General features: G+C 49.1%; 18 protein-coding genes. 16 read left to right on the top strand and 2 right to left on the bottom strand.

From position 1 onward, the window contains the following. Positions 1-7: 7 nt before the first annotated feature. The gene (locus ACZ483_RS08230; RefSeq protein WP_464323693.1) at positions 8-637 is read right to left on the bottom strand and encodes a TrmH family RNA methyltransferase; all 630 of its coding nucleotides are present in this window, start codon (positions 635-637) and stop codon (positions 8-10) included. Positions 638-658: 21 nt separating this feature from the next. On the opposite strand from ACZ483_RS08230, the gene trpD reads away from it, so the two are divergent. From trpD to ACZ483_RS08205, 5 genes are all read left to right on the top strand, one after another. Then, positions 659-1,672, top strand: coding sequence for an anthranilate phosphoribosyltransferase (gene trpD / locus ACZ483_RS08225; RefSeq protein ID WP_464325143.1), 1,014 nt, complete (start codon positions 659-661; stop codon positions 1,670-1,672). Positions 1,673-1,743: 71 nt separating this feature from the next. Then, positions 1,744-2,445: a succinate dehydrogenase/fumarate reductase iron-sulfur subunit gene (locus ACZ483_RS08220; RefSeq protein ID WP_464323692.1), complete on the top strand. Its 702-nt coding sequence runs from the start codon at positions 1,744-1,746 to the stop codon at positions 2,443-2,445. A gap of 9 nt (positions 2,446-2,454) precedes the next feature. Then, positions 2,455-3,462: a flagellar motor switch protein FliG gene (gene fliG, locus ACZ483_RS08215; protein WP_464323691.1), complete on the top strand. Its 1,008-nt coding sequence runs from the start codon at positions 2,455-2,457 to the stop codon at positions 3,460-3,462. Then, entirely contained in the window at positions 3,455-4,135 is a 681-nt protein-coding gene (locus tag ACZ483_RS08210; RefSeq protein ID WP_464323690.1) for a FliH/SctL family protein, read from the top strand. Before fliG ends, ACZ483_RS08210 begins: the two co-directional genes overlap by 8 nt. Beyond that, positions 4,122-5,408, top strand: coding sequence for a FliI/YscN family ATPase (locus tag ACZ483_RS08205; protein WP_464323689.1), 1,287 nt, complete (start codon positions 4,122-4,124; stop codon positions 5,406-5,408). Before ACZ483_RS08210 ends, ACZ483_RS08205 begins: the two co-directional genes overlap by 14 nt. Here the strand turns inward: ACZ483_RS08205 and ACZ483_RS08200 are convergent. After that, the gene (locus tag ACZ483_RS08200) at positions 5,389-5,784 is read right to left on the bottom strand and encodes a PIN domain-containing protein (RefSeq protein ID WP_464323688.1); all 396 of its coding nucleotides are present in this window, start codon (positions 5,782-5,784) and stop codon (positions 5,389-5,391) included. The two genes, ACZ483_RS08205 and ACZ483_RS08200, sit on opposite strands and share 20 nt — an antisense overlap. Before the next feature lie 96 nt (positions 5,785-5,880). On the opposite strand from ACZ483_RS08200, the gene ACZ483_RS08195 reads away from it, so the two are divergent. The 11 genes from ACZ483_RS08195 to ACZ483_RS08145 all read left to right on the top strand — a co-directional run bounded on the left by ACZ483_RS08195 (position 5,881) and on the right by ACZ483_RS08145 (position 15,342). After that, positions 5,881-6,132, top strand: coding sequence for an AbrB/MazE/SpoVT family DNA-binding domain-containing protein (locus ACZ483_RS08195; protein ID WP_464323687.1), 252 nt, complete (start codon positions 5,881-5,883; stop codon positions 6,130-6,132). Further along, entirely contained in the window at positions 6,129-6,779 is a 651-nt protein-coding gene (locus tag ACZ483_RS08190; protein ID WP_464323686.1) for a flagellar hook assembly protein FlgD, read from the top strand. The genes ACZ483_RS08195 and ACZ483_RS08190 overlap by 4 nt, the downstream gene beginning before the upstream one ends. Positions 6,780-6,782: 3 nt before the next feature. Continuing rightward, complete coding sequence (locus ACZ483_RS08185) at positions 6,783-8,192, top strand: flagellar hook protein FlgE (RefSeq protein WP_464323685.1); 1,410 nt, start codon at positions 6,783-6,785, stop codon at positions 8,190-8,192. Positions 8,193-8,200: 8 nt separating this feature from the next. Then, positions 8,201-8,707 carry a flagellar basal body-associated FliL family protein gene (locus tag ACZ483_RS08180; protein WP_464323684.1) on the top strand — a complete coding sequence of 169 codons (507 nt, stop codon included), beginning with the start codon at positions 8,201-8,203 and terminating at the stop codon, positions 8,705-8,707. After that, on the top strand, positions 8,707-9,048 hold the full coding sequence (locus ACZ483_RS08175) for a flagellar biosynthetic protein FliO (protein ID WP_464323683.1): 342 nt from the start codon (positions 8,707-8,709) through the stop codon (positions 9,046-9,048). The genes ACZ483_RS08180 and ACZ483_RS08175 overlap by 1 nt, the downstream gene beginning before the upstream one ends. Then, a complete protein-coding gene (gene fliP / locus ACZ483_RS08170) occupies positions 8,957-9,694 on the top strand; it encodes a flagellar type III secretion system pore protein FliP (RefSeq protein ID WP_464323682.1) in 738 nt (245 codons plus the stop codon). Before ACZ483_RS08175 ends, fliP begins: the two co-directional genes overlap by 92 nt. Positions 9,695-9,704: 10 nt before the next feature. After that, positions 9,705-9,974 (top strand): flagellar biosynthesis protein FliQ, encoded by a 270-nt coding sequence (gene fliQ, locus ACZ483_RS08165; protein ID WP_464323681.1) that lies wholly within the window; start codon positions 9,705-9,707, stop codon positions 9,972-9,974. Then, entirely contained in the window at positions 9,971-10,735 is a 765-nt protein-coding gene (gene fliR, locus ACZ483_RS08160; RefSeq protein WP_464323680.1) for a flagellar biosynthetic protein FliR, read from the top strand. The genes fliQ and fliR overlap by 4 nt, the downstream gene beginning before the upstream one ends. Before the next feature lie 27 nt (positions 10,736-10,762). Then, positions 10,763-11,818 (top strand): flagellar biosynthesis protein FlhB, encoded by a 1,056-nt coding sequence (gene flhB / locus ACZ483_RS08155; RefSeq protein WP_464323679.1) that lies wholly within the window; start codon positions 10,763-10,765, stop codon positions 11,816-11,818. Positions 11,819-11,931: 113 nt separating this feature from the next. After that, positions 11,932-14,235, top strand: a complete 2,304-nt coding sequence (locus ACZ483_RS08150; RefSeq protein ID WP_464323678.1) for a ribonucleoside-diphosphate reductase subunit alpha — start codon at positions 11,932-11,934, stop codon at positions 14,233-14,235. 54 nt (positions 14,236-14,289) lie between these two features. Further along, positions 14,290-15,342: a ribonucleotide-diphosphate reductase subunit beta gene (locus tag ACZ483_RS08145; RefSeq protein ID WP_464323677.1), complete on the top strand. Its 1,053-nt coding sequence runs from the start codon at positions 14,290-14,292 to the stop codon at positions 15,340-15,342. Positions 15,343-15,345: the final 3 nt, after the last annotated feature.

Below are 15,345 nucleotides of genomic sequence, written 5' to 3'. Positions count from 1 at the left end.
ACCGGTTCTATCCCCTATCCCTTAGCCTGTCCCTTATCACATCCTTGTAAGCCCACTTCTCTATAATCTTCTCCATCTCCTCTTCGCTAAGGCTCGCTCTCTTGTACATCCCCCTATCCCACCTCTGCCTCTGGGCTTCGTACAGTATAATCGCGGTTGCCACCGAAACGTTCAGGCTCCTGACCATCCCCATCATAGGTATCTCCACCCTCACATCGGCGAGCCGAACAACCTCCTCCGATACGCCCTTGAGCTCATTTCCTACCACTAAAACCGTTGGTTTTGTATAGTCCACTTCCCTGAAGTCAACACTTCCCTCGCCGAGCCACGTCGCCACTATCTGAAAGCCTTCCTCCTTCAGCTCCCTTATCTTTTGGGGAGCACTTCCCACCCTTTCGATGAGGAGCCACCTGTGGGCGCCTATGGTTATCCCTTCGTTTATTGACACATCCTTCTTGCCTTCGTAGTAATAGTAAACTTTCAGGATGCCAACGGCGTCGCAGGTTCTCAGGATAGCGGAAAAGTTGTGCTCGTTCTTTACGTTGTCCACAAAGAGGATAAGATCCCTCTGCCTCCTCTCCAAAACCTCTCTAAACCTCTCCAATCTCCGGTCGAGAACGAGGTACTTCTTCATCATGATAAAATTTAGCCCATGGACATGAGGGAGATACTCCACAGGATCTCGGAAGGGGAAAACCTTTCGGCGGAAGAGGTTTACAAAGCCCTCGAGGAAATAGTGGACGGAGGAGCGACCGATGCCCAGATAGGTGCCTTCATAATGGGGACCAAAATGAAGGGCGAGACTGTGGAGGAGATAGAGGGTGCGGGAAGGTTCTTCAGGGAGAGGACGACCAAGGTGGAGGTTTCAAATCCCGAGGACCTCGTTGATACCTGTGGAACCGGCGGGGACAGATCTGGAACCTTCAACATATCGACGGTTACCGCATTCGTCCTTGCTGGAGCAGGTGTCAGGGTAGCAAAGCACGGGAACAGATCCGTATCCTCGAAGTGCGGTAGCGCGGACTTCTTGGAACAGGCGGGGGCGAAGATAGACCTTCCGGCGGACAAGGTGGCTAAGATGATAGAGGAGATAGGTATAGGCTTCATGTTTGCACCCCTCTTTCACCCCGCTATGAAGAGGGTCATAGGTCCGAGAAGGGAGGTAGGCGTTCGCTCGATTTTCAACCTTGTCGGACCCCTTTCGAACCCGGCGGGGGCTAAGAGGCAGCTCTTGGGAGTTTTCTCCGACAAGCTCGTGGACAGATTGGCTCACGTTCTAAACAGGCTCGGCATAATAAAGGCTTTTGTCGTCCACGGTAAGGACGGCATAGACGAGATCTCCCTGTCGGACACCACACTGATCGGGGAGGTCTCTGGTGGAGAGGTCAAGCTTTACGAGTTCATTCCCGAGGAACTCGGCTTCGAGAGGAGAAAGCTCGATCAGGTGTGTGCAGCCTCCCCCGAAGAGAGCTACCGTATGGGCTTCTCCGTTTTAGAGGGCGAGGAAGGTCCCCACAGGGACATAGTTCTCCTGAACGCCACCTTTGGAATACTTGTCTCAGGGAAGACCGAAGATAGAAAGGTAGCCCTCGAGATGGCGAGGGAGTCGATAGACAGCGGAAAGGCTAAGAAGAAGCTCGAGGAGTTTGTAGAGCTGTCGAACAAACTCTGACAGGAGCACGAATAATATCAAAAGTTCTCCGGAATGGAAACTAAGGTTCCTAAAGCGTATCTTTAATCTCCATGAGGGTGAAAGTACGCAGGTTTGTAGGAGGGGAGTACAAGCTGGAGGAGTTCGAGGTTCCCGCCGAGGACAACCCTACCGTCCTTGAACTTCTCTACCGAATCAGGGAGAACTTCGATCCGACGTTATCTTTCAGGGCCATGTGCAGAGCTTCGATATGTGGAACCTGCGCTGTAAAGGTGAACGGGGAGCACAGACTCGCCTGCAACACGAGGGTAAGCGGGGATGAGGTGTTAATAGAGCCCGTCGACAACTCAGCACCCGTGAAGGACCTCGTCGTATCCCACGATCCTCTCGTGGACAGGTTGAAAAGGGGAAGGGCGTGGCTAATTCCCAAGGAGAAAAGTACTGCTGTGAAACCCGGGGACGTCAGGAAGCTCTCTAAGGCATGGGACTGCATCCTCTGCGATATATGCAACAACGTTTGTCCTCCCCTTGCAGAGGGAAAGGACTTCGGTGGTCCCATGCTTCTGACAAGACTGTACAGGATAGTGGAGGACGTAAGGGACGGCGAAGGGGAAAAGAGGTTGGAAGAGATAAACAGTTTGAACCTACAGCTATGCGTTCACTGTAGCAACTGTAATATTTACTGCCCCAAAGGGTGCATACCCGAGAGATGGATAACGGTATTAGAGGGTAAGCTCGTCCAGAAGGGTTATATTCAAAAGAAGACCGAGGACTTTGGATTTTTGGGGTTTTAATAATAGAGTATGGCAGAGGCTACGGGGAAAGAGCTTTCTAAGGTAGAAAAGGCAGCGGTCTTACTGATGTCAATGCCTCCCGACGTTGCCGCGAAGATACTCAAAGAGCTTTCTGAAGAGGACATTCAGAAGATATTTCTAACCGCTTCAAGACTGAAAGACCTCAGTCCCAGCGATATAGAAGCGGCGGTGAGGGAGTTTCTTCAGGATTACAGCTACGTCGCTACCCAGTACTCTAACCTTGAAACGCTGCTTGAACAGCTTCAGAGTGTCCTCCCCCCGGAGGTATATGAGAGGATAAAGAACCTGCTGGGTACCGCCGGTGTAGCGGAGGGAATAGAACAGCTCGAGAAGATAGATACGAGGGTTCTCGTAGGCTTAATAAAGAACGAGCATCCTCAGACCATAGCCGTCCTGCTCTCCCAGCTCACTCCGAGGAAGGCGGCGGAGGTTATCCAGTGGCTCCCCGAAAACCTCAGGTTCGAGGTGGTAAAGAGGATAGCCACCCTCGAAAACATCTCTCCCCAGTTCCTCAGACAGCTTATAGAGACGATCACGGAGGAGATAAAGGCTCTCGGGATAACGGGAGGTCTGAAGAAGCAGGAGGGGGTAGCAATAGCCGCGGAACTCATGAACATGTTAGACAAGGAAACGGCGGAGAATCTTCTGAGGAGGATAGGGGAAGAGGACCCCACCCTGGAAGAGAGGATAAGAGAGAAAATGTTTACCTTCGAGGATATCCGGAAGCTCGACAACAGGGCGATAATAGAGGTGCTGAAGGCTGTGGACAAGAACACCCTGATAATAGCCCTAAAGGGTGCACCAGAAGACATAAAGGAAAAGTTCTTCTCCAATATGTCTAAGAGAGCGGCGAGGATAATGCAGGAGGACATGGAAGCCCTCGGTCCTGTCAAGAAGTCGGAGGTGGAAAAGGCTCAGAAGCAGGTCGTTGCGGTGATAAGGAAGCTCATAGACGAAGGGAAGATAGAGCTCGGAGGAGAAGAAGCCTATGTCTAAAGATTTCAAGCCCCTCTTCGGTACCGGTTTGGGGGAGAGCCTTAAGTTCAGGGACGAGGTTCAGAGACTAAGGGAGGAGAAGAGGATAGCGGAGGAGAGGCTGAGGGAGCTGGAGGAACAGTTAGAGAGACTCGAGAGGGAGAACAGGGAGCTTTTGGAAGAGGTAAAGAGGCTCAGACAGGAGGTGGAGGAGAGAGACAGGAAGCTCGAGGAGATATCCGAGAGGTTAAAAAACCTTGAGATAGAGAGGGAGATAGCGGAGAAAGTGGCCGAGAAGATAGAAGAGAGTCTTTCAAAGACAAAAGAAGAACTAAGGAACGGCTTCATAAATCTCTCAAAAGAGGTTCTCAGGGAGTTTCTCATGACGGACGTTCTTCCGAGGGAGGAGCTCCTACTCAAGATACTCGATGAGGTCTTCGAGAAGTTCGTCGATCTTAAAGGCAGCGTCAGGGTGGTTCTCAATCCAGCCGATATGGGAAGCGTTTTAGAGTTCATAGGAGGTATAAAAGAAAAGCTGGGAGAGAAGGTAGATATAGAGGTGGTCTCGAGCGAAGAGATAAAACCCGGAGAGGTCAGGATAGAAACACCCAAGTTCATCATCGAGAGAAAGCACGAAGAAGCCCTCGAGGAAGTCTTCAGGGAGGCGGTAAGGCGTGTCCTTGAAGGGAGTTAAGATTTACGGAAAGGTTGTAAAGGTAAGCGGGATTTACCTTGAGGCTTACAATCCGGGAAGCGCGACGGGAGATCTCGTGGAGATATACCCTTCGGGTGGGAAGAGGATATACGGCGAGGTTATAGGCTTCAACGAGGACAGATGTATCGTCATGCCCTATGGGAGGCTCTCCGGCATAAAGCCGGGGGACAGGGTCCTCATAAGGAGCGAGAGGGTCTCGACCCAAACTGGAGAACCCCTCTTAGGGAAGGTTGTAAACCCCTTCGGTGAGTCCTTGGACGGAAAAACTATTTATACCGCCGAGAGACTTCCGATAGAGCTCTCGAATATAAATCCCTTAGAGAGAGCAAGGATAGGCGAGATATTCGATACGGGGGTGAGATCGATAAACGCCCTCTTTACTCTTGGAAAGGGTCAGAAGGTCGGTATTTTCGCCGGTGCCGGCGTTGGGAAGAGTACACTGCTGGGGATGATAACCAACTACAGCGATGCGGACGTTGTTGTCCTTGCACTCATAGGAGAGAGGGGAAGGGAGGTAAGGGAGTTCATAGAGGACATCTTGGGCGAAGGTCTCAAAAAGAGCGTGGTCGTTGTATCAACCGCTGACGAGCCGCCCGTAGTCAAGGTTAAGGGAGCTCTAAGCGCGATAGTTCACGCAAGGCACTTCGCCTCCAGAGGAGCGGACGTCCTGCTTGTGATGGACTCGATCACGAGGTTCGCTATGGCTCAGAGGGAGATAGGCCTCGCGGCGGGGGAGCCTCCCACCCTCAAGGGCTACACCCCCTCCGTCTTCCACATGATGACCAACATAGTCGAGAGCTGCGGGAACTTCAGGAGCGGCGGGAGCATAACAGGTATATTCAGCGTCCTCGTGGAAGGTGACGACATCACTTTAGATCCCGTGGCGGACGCCTTGGTGGGGGTCTTCGACGGTCACATAGTCCTATCGAGGAAGAGGGCAAACGCCGGACTCTTCCCAGCAGTTGATCCCGTAAAGAGCCTCTCGAGGCTTATGCCGAAGCTCGTCTCCGAAGAGCACATGAGGATGGCGATGTATATAAGGGAGCTCCTCAGTTCCTTCGAATCGATGGAAGACCTCGTCAACCTTGGCCTTTACAAAAGAGGATCCAATCCAGCGGTGGACAAGGTCTTGGAGCACAAGGAGCTTATAGACTCCTTCTTCCGTCAGGATTACAGGAAGGGTGTCTCCTTTGAGGACAGTCTCAGATCTTTAAGTGAGCTTTACTCCGTGCTCAGGGGAGAAGAGGCTTGACGCCAGTTTTTTCAAACCTCTTGTTGAAGGTAATAACTTCTTTTATCTTTCTCCTCTTCGCCTTAGCCGCCTTCAGGCAGTCTATAAAGCCGAGCTTGGTTTTGGTGTAGATCTTGACCGCTTCGTGGATGGCTTCCCTGTTCTCAACGCTGAAGAGGCTGTCGAGCATGACGGTGTTGACCACATCCGCAACCACCTCCCTCTCCCATCCGTAGACCTGATCGAGGAAGTAAACGAGCTCCACTATCACCTCTTCGGTTACCAAGAGCTTCTCCTTCTGCCTCTCAAGCTCCCTGAAGAGCGTATCTATCCTGTCCACCTCCTCCTCGGAGCCGGAAAAGAACTCTAAGAGAACAGAAGTGTCCAAGAGCTTCATGAAAAGGGATTTTATCAAACCTTCCGTATCGTCATGACATTTTTGCTAATTTGACCCTAAAAAATTTTTGACAGGTTCCGATATCAATATACAGCCATGGATGAGATCGTTAAGGTTATGGCGAGAGGCTTGATAGCTCTGCCGAGCGATGTAAGGAAGAAGCTCGGAGTGAAGGAAGGAGACATCCTGAAGGTGGAGGTGAAGGACAAGGAGGTCGTTCTCAAAAAGGAAAAGAGGATTTACGATCTGAAGGGAGCCCTCGCAGGAAAGAAGCCTAAGACAGAAGCTAAGAGCTTCGGAGAGATATTGGCTCAGGAGCTTAAGAGAAAGCAGGGGGAAATGAAATGAGCGTGGACGGAATCAGCAGAACCAACCCCTACGAGGTAAAACCTAAAGAGCCGAAGATAGTTGGTCCCGATTACGTCCAGTCCTTCGACACCATGTCGGCTGAGGATTTCATGAAGATATACCTCGAGACCCTGAAGTTTCAGGATCCCTTCAATCAACAGGATCTTTCTAAATCCTTAGAAGATATGGTGAGGCTTAACCAGATCAGATTTTACACTGATATGAAGTTCTTTATGGAAAACTTCAAAGCGTGGATGAACCAGATAACCTTCATGCAGACAATAAACCTGATCGGCAAGGAGTTTGTCTTTGCTACAGATACTATTGATACGATAAAAGGCGGAGAGTACTACGTTCTTTCTGGTGAGAGAATTCAAAATGTAAAGGTAGAAATATACGACGGCGACGAATTAGTAAAGAGGATAGAGATGGATATAGAGAAGGGGTTAAACAGTATTGATATATCCGATCTTCCCAAAGGGCAATACACCGTCAAGTTCGTCAAAGGGGACTATGAAGTTCCCGGACTTCAACTTGGCTTCAAGGACTCGGTTAAATCGGCGGGTGTTATAAACGGGGACCTCATGTTGGATCTCCTCTCTGGGAGGCAGGCGTCTGCCTCTCAGATAATTTATACAGGAGGTTAAGAGATGATTAGGGGGTTTTTTAATGCAGTAACCGGAATGGATTCTTCCCGCTTTTGGATCGATGTAACCTCTGATAATTTGGCGAACGTTAATACTATAGGCTTCAAAGCTCAAAGACCCCTTTTTCAAGATGTGATTTCATCCGTGACCGTTGGTCTAAATACGGTAACCGGAACTCTTAAGTCAACCACCTACGGAGCTGGTTCAGTAGTTGATAGCACGCAGAAGATATGGACTATAGGTAACTTTAAACAAACGGGAATAAATACAGATCTTGCCATTCAGGGGAGAGGTTTGTTTATACTGGATGATCCTGTAACTCAAAACAGGTATTACACACGTGATGGTCAGTTCAGAATAAGCAGGGACGGCTTCATGGTCAACTCTGCAGGACTCAAACTACAGGGCTTTAGGGTGGACGAGCAAGGCAATACAATAGGGACAAGCCCTGAAGATATTAAAATTGAAACACAACTCCCACCGCAAGCTACTAACGAAATAAGATTCCTTCAGCCTACAAATCTGAATGCGGATGCACAAACCAAGACGGCATACACACCTGGAACTGATAGTAATAGTAACGGGATAGAAGATATATACGAAAATCCGGATATATATAATTACAGATATACCGTTACAATATATGACTCTCTTGGACAAGAATATGCAGGTGACTTCTTCTTTATAAAGACTAATACCAATGAATGGCAAATCCTCTTTCTTGCTGATATAGACGGGGATGGAGTTAGTGATATACAAGGTAATTGGACAGTAACTTTTGATCCTGCTGGGAGCCCTATAGATGATTCTGGAGATGATGTTCTTTCAGAAACGGTAGGTAACAAGCTTATGTTTTATTTGGATCCTAGCAAGCTAACACAACCATACAGCGGGGGAACAACTACCCCCGGTGGGGGAGAATTTCCTTCAGCTTCGGATTGGCGGATATACATAGGAGAGGCTGACACTAGCTTTGCTACAGATAACGGTGACCCTATAACTAATTCATATCTTAATCAATATTCCGGAGATTTCGTAGTTACTATGGAACAAAATGGTTACACCAAGGGCGATCTAATAGATGTGTTCGTATTATCTGAAGATGGAGCGGTCGTTGGAGTGTACTCTAACGGTAAATCAAAACCTTTATATAGAGTTGCTATTGCCCTATTCACAGATACAGAAGAGTTAATCAAGAAAGGAGCTAACTTATATACATCTATAACTACACCTACCATATTAGTCCCTGGAGGATCGGAAAAGATAAGATCGGGAATGCTCGAGATGTCCAACGTGGACATAGCGAAGGAGTTTATAAACCTAATAACTGCTCAGAGAGCCTACCAGGCGAACGCAAGGGTGATAACTACGGCAAATACCATACTTGACGAGACGGTCAATCTTGTTAGATAATCAGAGCCATGGCTGAAGAGGAGAGGGAGGCACAGCAGGCGGAGGAGAAGACCGGCGGAGGCAAGGGCAAGCTCCTCCTCGCGGTCCTCCTTCTCCTCATCCTTTTAATCGCAGGTGGAGGGGGAGCTTACTACTTTCTTTTTATGAAGAAAGAAGAGCAGAAAAAGGAGGAGGTTCCAAAGCCTCAGGTCTCTCCAGAGGCTGTCGGGGTGATGTATAAGTTGGAACCCGCCTTCATAGTCAACCTTGCCGATCCCGAACTTACGATGTACGCGAGGGTGTCTATAACCTTAGAACTTTCGTCCCCTGAAGTTGTCTTAGAGGTTCAGAAGAGGGAGCCAATAATAAGGGATGCAATAATAGAAATACTATCAAACAAAACTTCGAGGGAACTCCGATCTCCAGAAGGGAGGGAACAGCTCAAGCTGGAGATCATAAAGAGGATAAACACTATCCTTGTTCAAGGAGGGGTTAGGAACGTCTATTTCACCGAGTTCGTTGTTCAAGCTGAGTGATGGACTTTACGGAGTACCTGATAAAGGTTTTTCTTTCCCTGCTCGTTGTTCTGGCGCTTCTGGTTATTATCCTCCCTTATGTCCTAAGAAGGTTTGTAGGACTTAGAGGTTTTGGAGGGAAGGGAAGTTTTGAAATAAAGAAGGTCTCTCCTATAACTAAGAACGTCTTCATAGTAGAACTGGAGATAAAAGGGAAAACCTATGTGCTTGCTGTGGGAGAGAAGGGAGCTGAGGTAATATATAGGGAAGATGATAAGGATTCTGACACCTCTCCTGATACTCGCTTCTACAGCTCTGGCTCAGGAGAGAGTAATCCCCCCGATAGAGCTGAGAATAGGTGAGGGGAACTTAGACACCTCCATAAGGCTACTGATCTTACTGACAATTCTCGCCCTTGCTCCCTCCATACTTATAATGACCACGTCTTTTATAAGGATTGTGGTTGTTCTCTCTGTTCTAAGACAGGCTCTCGGGATACCGCAGGTTCCTCCCAATCAGGTAATAATCTCCCTCGCCCTTTTCCTTACCTTCTTCATAATGAAACCCGTATTCGAGGACATAAATACAAATGCCCTCCAGCCCTACGTAAAGGAGCAGATCAGTGATCAGGAGTTCTTCGACAGGGTTTCGGGCTCCATCAAAAATTTTATGATCAAGCAGACGAGGAAGGACACCGTGGAGGTCTTTCTCGAGGTAGCCGATCTCAAAAAGGAAGAGAGGGAGAATATGAGGTCTCCAGAGGATATACCCCTATCTATACTGATTCCAGCCTTCATGGTGAGTGAGCTAACGACCGCCTTCGAGATAGTGTTCCTTCTCTACATCCCCTTTCTGATAGTGGATCTCGTTGTGGCTTCTATTCTGATCTCGATGGGAATAATAATGATACCTCCTCAGATAATATCCCTCCCCTTTAAGATAATGCTCTTCGTTCTTGCCAATGGGTGGGAGCTTGTGGTTCTATCCCTTGTGAGGAGTTATCAGTAGGAGGTCGGTGATGAGCTCGGATTTGATTCTCTCCTTGGGTCAGAAGGCTTTGGAGATGGCTATCCTTTTGGCCATGCCGGTTCTCCTTGCTACCTTCCTCGTAGGTCTCGTGGTAAGCGTATTCCAGGCTGCCACTCAGATACAGGAGATGACCTTAGCTTACATTCCCAAGATAGTTGCCGCGATGCTAACCATATTCCTCCTCGGCGGTTGGATGATAGGTAAGCTCGTGGACTTTACGAAGGAGATTCTCGTGAATATACCTCTCTGGATAAGATGATAGTCTTGGATACTAACAGCTTACTAACCATTCTCCTCCTTTTCCTGAGGGTCTTCTCCTTCGTATTTATGGTTCCCCTCTTTGGGACCTTCTTCCTTCCTACATTCGTGAGAGCCTACCTCGCTTTCGCCTTGGCGGTCTCCCTCCTTTACTTCTCAGACATAAAGCCCTTAGAGATAGACTCCTCACTAACCCTACTCAGGCTCGCCCTGTCGGAAGTGATCTTCGGATTCCTCGCCGGTTTCTTCTTAAGGCTCCTGTTCGATGCTTTCTTTGTGGCGGGGGAGGTTATAGCGGTCAGCTCCGGTCTCGGGTTTCTGACCATGTTCCTCCCTCAACAACCGCAGACTACGGTCTTGGCGGGCCTCTCGACACTCCTTGCTTCTACCTTGTTCCTATCCCTCGGGGGAGCGGAAGCTATCTACATGGGTCTTGCTGGTAGCCTGAAGAGCGTTCCTATAGGTTCCTTCGACATTTACTCCTTAAACGGGAAGGTTATGTTAGAACTTTTCTACAAGAGCTTCGCCTTCGGTGTGAAGATGGCACTGCCGGTTCTGGTAGCGGCACTTCTGACCAACGTTATCCTCGCGGTGATAAACAGGTTTATCCCCCAGATAAACGTCTTCATGGTCGGGCTCCCCCTTCAGGTGGCAGTAGGGCTTATAGTTTTCATGCTCTCTATCCCCGTCCTCGGTATAGTTCTGGTAGCCCACATGAGGGAATATATGCTCGACTTCCTAAGGTTTGTTAGTTCAGGATAGGAGCATATATTTAAAGGCTCTGGGGAGATGGCACAGGAGAACAAGACGGAGAAGGCTACTCCTTACAGGAGGAGGAAGCTAAGGCAGGAGGGAAACGTAGCTAAAAGTGTAGAAATAGCCTCCTCCCTAACCGTTCTCATCTCCTCCTTGGTGATCTTCTTCAGCGGAGCACTCATTTTTCGTGAGATAGTCAGTTTCCTCCTCGCCATCTCTGGGATAAAGCCGGCGGAGTTCAACATACTCTCGGGGACTGTTATAAAGGAGTCCTTCACAAACGTGGTGAAGCTCCTCGTTCCCTTCTTCGTAATAACGGTAATCCTCGTCATTGGCGCCCATGTAGCCCAGTTCGGCTTTATCTTTACGCTAAAACCCTTGCAGTTCAAGTGGGAAAGGCTAAATCCCATCGAAGGTTTCAAGAGGATGCTCTCCCTCACCACTCTATTCGAGCTATCTAAAAACTCTCTTAAAGCTCTCCTGCTTTTCGGTATAGCCCTATTCGTTCTTAAGGGAAGTCTCGGACTTATCTTGGGCTCCTCCCAGATGCCCCTCGTGGAAGGACTTAGGTTTTTAATAGACCTCCTACTTAAGGTTGTTCTCATCCTCGGAGTCGTAGCTTTCTTCATAGCCCTTTTGGACTTTGCTTATAAGAAATGGGAGTACGAGAGGAAGATCAGGATGTCAAGGCAAGAGGTCAAGGAAGAGTTTAAACAGCTCGAAGGTCATCCGGAAATAAAAGCTAAGGTAAAGTCCCGCATGAGGGAGATGGCAAGAGGCAGGATGATGGCTGAAGTTCCGAAGGCAAGCGTCGTGATAACAAACCCGACCCACATAGCGATAGCCCTGAGGTACGATGCTGAAAAGGATAAAGCTCCGGTGGTCGTTGCCAAGGGCAAGGGTACAGTGGCGGAGAGAATCGTAAGAATAGCTGAGGAGAATGAGGTTCCAGTTGTAAGAAAGCCTGAGCTCGCAAGAGCCATGTACCCCGCCGTAGACATAGGGGACGAGATCCCTCAAGAGTTTTACAGGGCGGTGGCGGAGATAATAGCCTTCCTGATGTTCAGGAAAAGAAAGACCTATGTGTGATAGAATTATCAATCACTTTCGCTACTGGATAAATTTTTGAGCTGAGCCAACGATATAGGGTCATACGGAGGTTTCCTGCCGACCTCTAAAATACCCTCATGGAGGGGACAGTCATGGAAGTTGTAAAGAGAAGTGGAAGAAGGGAGAAGCTTGATATAAACAAGATCAGGATAGCCTTGGAGTTTGCCTTCAAGGGGCTTAACGTAGATCCCCTTGAGCTCGAGACGGACGCTCAGATCCAGTTCAGGGACGGGATAACAACCGAGGAGATACAGGCGGTTCTTATTAGAACAGCGGCGGAAAAGGTCTCTCCCGAAACTCCCGACTGGCAGTACGCGGCAGCGAGACTTCTGCTCTACGACCTTTACAAGAAGGTAGCCCACATAAGAGGGTACGAGGTCAGGGACGAGCTCTCGAAGGAGTATAAACCCTACGACATGGAAGGATTCTACGATTTTCTGAAGGAGTATGCGAAGAAGGGAATTTACGGGAAGTATCTGATAGAGGAGTACACCGAGGAGGAGATAAGAGAGCTGGCACGTTATATAAAGCCGGAGAGGGATCTTTACTTCAACTACACAGGGATAAAGATACTCGCCGACAGGTATTTGGCGAGGGACGAGGAAGGGAGGGTAATAGAGCTCCCTCAGGAGATGTATCTCCTCATAGCGATGACCCTCGCCCTTCCCGAGAAAAAGGAGGAGAGGGTAAGGTGGGCTAAGGAGTTCTACGATCTTCTTTCCGAACACCTCGTAACGGTTGCCACGCCCACTCTCATGAACGCAAGGCGTCCCATAACCCAGCTATCCTCCTGCTTTATCTTAACGGTGGACGATGATCTCTACGACATATTTGACAACGTCCAGAAGGCCGCCCAGATCTCAAAGCATGCGGGAGGACTGGGGATTTACATAGGAAAGCTTAGAGCTACGGGAGCCCCCATAAGGAAGTTCAAAGGCGCGAGCTCAGGAGTAATCCCCGTTGTGAAGGTGATAAACGATGTTATGACTTACGTAGATCAGCTCGGCATGAGAAAAGGTTCAGCCTCGATAACCCTCGATATATGGCACAAGGACATCCTCGATTTTCTGGAGGTTAAGACCAACGCAGGAGACGAGAGGAAGAAGGCCCACGACATACATCCTGCCGTCTCAATCCCCGACATATTTATGAGGAGGGTCAAGAACCGGGAGAAGTGGACCCTGATGGATCCTTACTACACGAAAAACATAAGGGACGGTAAGAACCTCGAGGACCTGTGGGGGGAAGCCTTCGAGGAGGAGTATCTGAGACTCGAGAAAGAGCTCCCTCCGGAAGCCAAGAAGGAGGTGGACGCCTTCGAACTCTGGAAGAGGTTACTCACGGTAGCCTTCGAAACAGGAGAGCCTTACATCTTCTTCAGGGATCATGCCAACAGAATTAACCCCAACAAGCACGCGGGTGTGGTTTACTCGAGCAACCTATGCCATGAAATAATCCAGAACATGAGCATCACGAAACACATTGGAAAGGAACTCGATCCTGAAACCGGGGAGATAACCTACAGGAAGAAATCCGGGGACGTTGTGGTCTGCAACTTGGGATCGATAAACCTCGGAAAGGTTCACACTAAGGAGATGATGGAAAAGGTTGTTCCCAAGCTGGTGAGACTCTTAGACAACGTCATAGAGATGAACTACTACGCAATCCCAGAAGCCGAGTATACGAACAAGAGATACAGAGCTATCGGGATAGGTGTTTCCAACTACCACTACTGTCTGGTAAAGAACGGGATCCAGTGGGAGAGCGAGGAGCATCTGAGGTTTGCAGATAAGCTCTTCGAGCTCATAGCCTTCTACGCCGTGAAGGGATCGATGGAGCTTGCAAAGGAGAGGGGTAAGTACAGACTCTTCGACGGCTCGGACTGGAGCAGGGGTATATTCTTCGGAAGGAAGGTAGAGGATATCGAAGAGAACTCTAAGGAGAACGGGAACAACCTCCCCTGGAGGGAACTCGCCGAGGATGTCAGAGAGCACGGCATGAGGAACGCCTACCTTATAGCTCTGATGCCGACAGGCAGCACCTCCCTTATCTTGGGAGCGACCCCTTCGGTGGACCCGATCTTCGCCAAGTATTACAAAGAGGAGAACATGAGTGGGATACTTCCTCAGGTCCCTCCGGAGATAGATAGGTTCTTCTGGCATTACAAGAGTGCCTACAACATAGATCAGGAGTGGGTGATAAGGGCGGCGGCGGTCAGGCAGAAGTGGATAGATCAGGCTCAGTCTCTGAACCTGTTTGTAGATCCTGAGAAGATAGACGGTCCTACTCTATCGAAGATATACCAGCTCGCCTGGGAGCTCGGGCTGAAGACGATCTACTACCTCAGAAGCAAGTCCATTCTCGACATAGACGAGTGCGAGAGCTGTGCTGTTTAGGGCTTTAAAAGGAGTTAAAAAGAACGAAATTAAATAGGTGGAGGAGGTAGAAGGATGATAGAGAGTTCCGAGAAGGTTCTCCAGAGGAAGCTTATCTTCAACCCAGAAGGGGAAAGGGACGCCGCAAAGAGGAAGGTGATAAAGGGGAACCCGACCAACATTATAGAGCTCAACAACATCAAGTACGGCTGGGCTTTCGATCTTTACAAGACTATGGGCTTTTCCAACTTCTGGATACCCGAGGAGATCCCGCTCATGGAGGACAAGAAACAGTACGAGAGAGTCCTGTCGGACTACGAGAGGAGAGCCTACGAACTGGTTCTCTCCTTCCTGATAGCTTTAGACTCCTTTCAGGTGGACATGCTCAAGGACTTTGCGAGGATGATAACCGCTCCGGAGATAGAGATGGCCCTGACCGCTCAGGAGTTTCAGGAGTCGGTTCACGCCTATTCCTATCAGTTCATCTTGGAGTCCGTGGTCGACCCTATAAAGGCGGACGAGATATACAACTACTGGAGGGAGGATGAAAAGCTCCTTGAGAGAAATCAGGTGGTGGCGGAAGTTTACAACGAGTTTATAAAAAAACCAACGGAGGAGAACTTCATAAAGGCGGTCATCGGGAACTACATCTTAGAGTCCCTCTACTTCTACTCGGGATTTGCCTTCTTCTACACCCTCGGAAGGCAGGGGAAGATGACCAACACCGTCCAGCAGATCAAGTACATAAACAGAGACGAGCTTACCCACGTTACCCTCTTCAGGAACATGATCCTGACCCTCCAGAAGGAGAACTCGGAGCTCTTCACACCGGAGATAAAGAGGTGGATAAGGGAGTACTTCAAGTACGCTGTAGATCAGGAGATAAAGTGGGGTCAGTACGTAACCCAGGACCAGATTCTCGGTATTAACAACCAGCTGATAGACAGGTACATCAAGTATCTCGGAAACCTCAGGATCACCCAGATAGGATTTGAGCCACTGTATCCCGAGATCACTGAGAACCCGATGAAGTGGATAGACGACTTCAGGAAGATAAACAACACCAAGACCGACTTCTTCCAGAGAAAGCCCCAGACCTACGCCAAGGCTAACGAGCTTAAGTGGTAAAAT

Source organism: Hydrogenivirga okinawensis, assembly GCF_055385515.1.
This window is presented reverse-complemented; position numbering and strand designations above follow the sequence as displayed.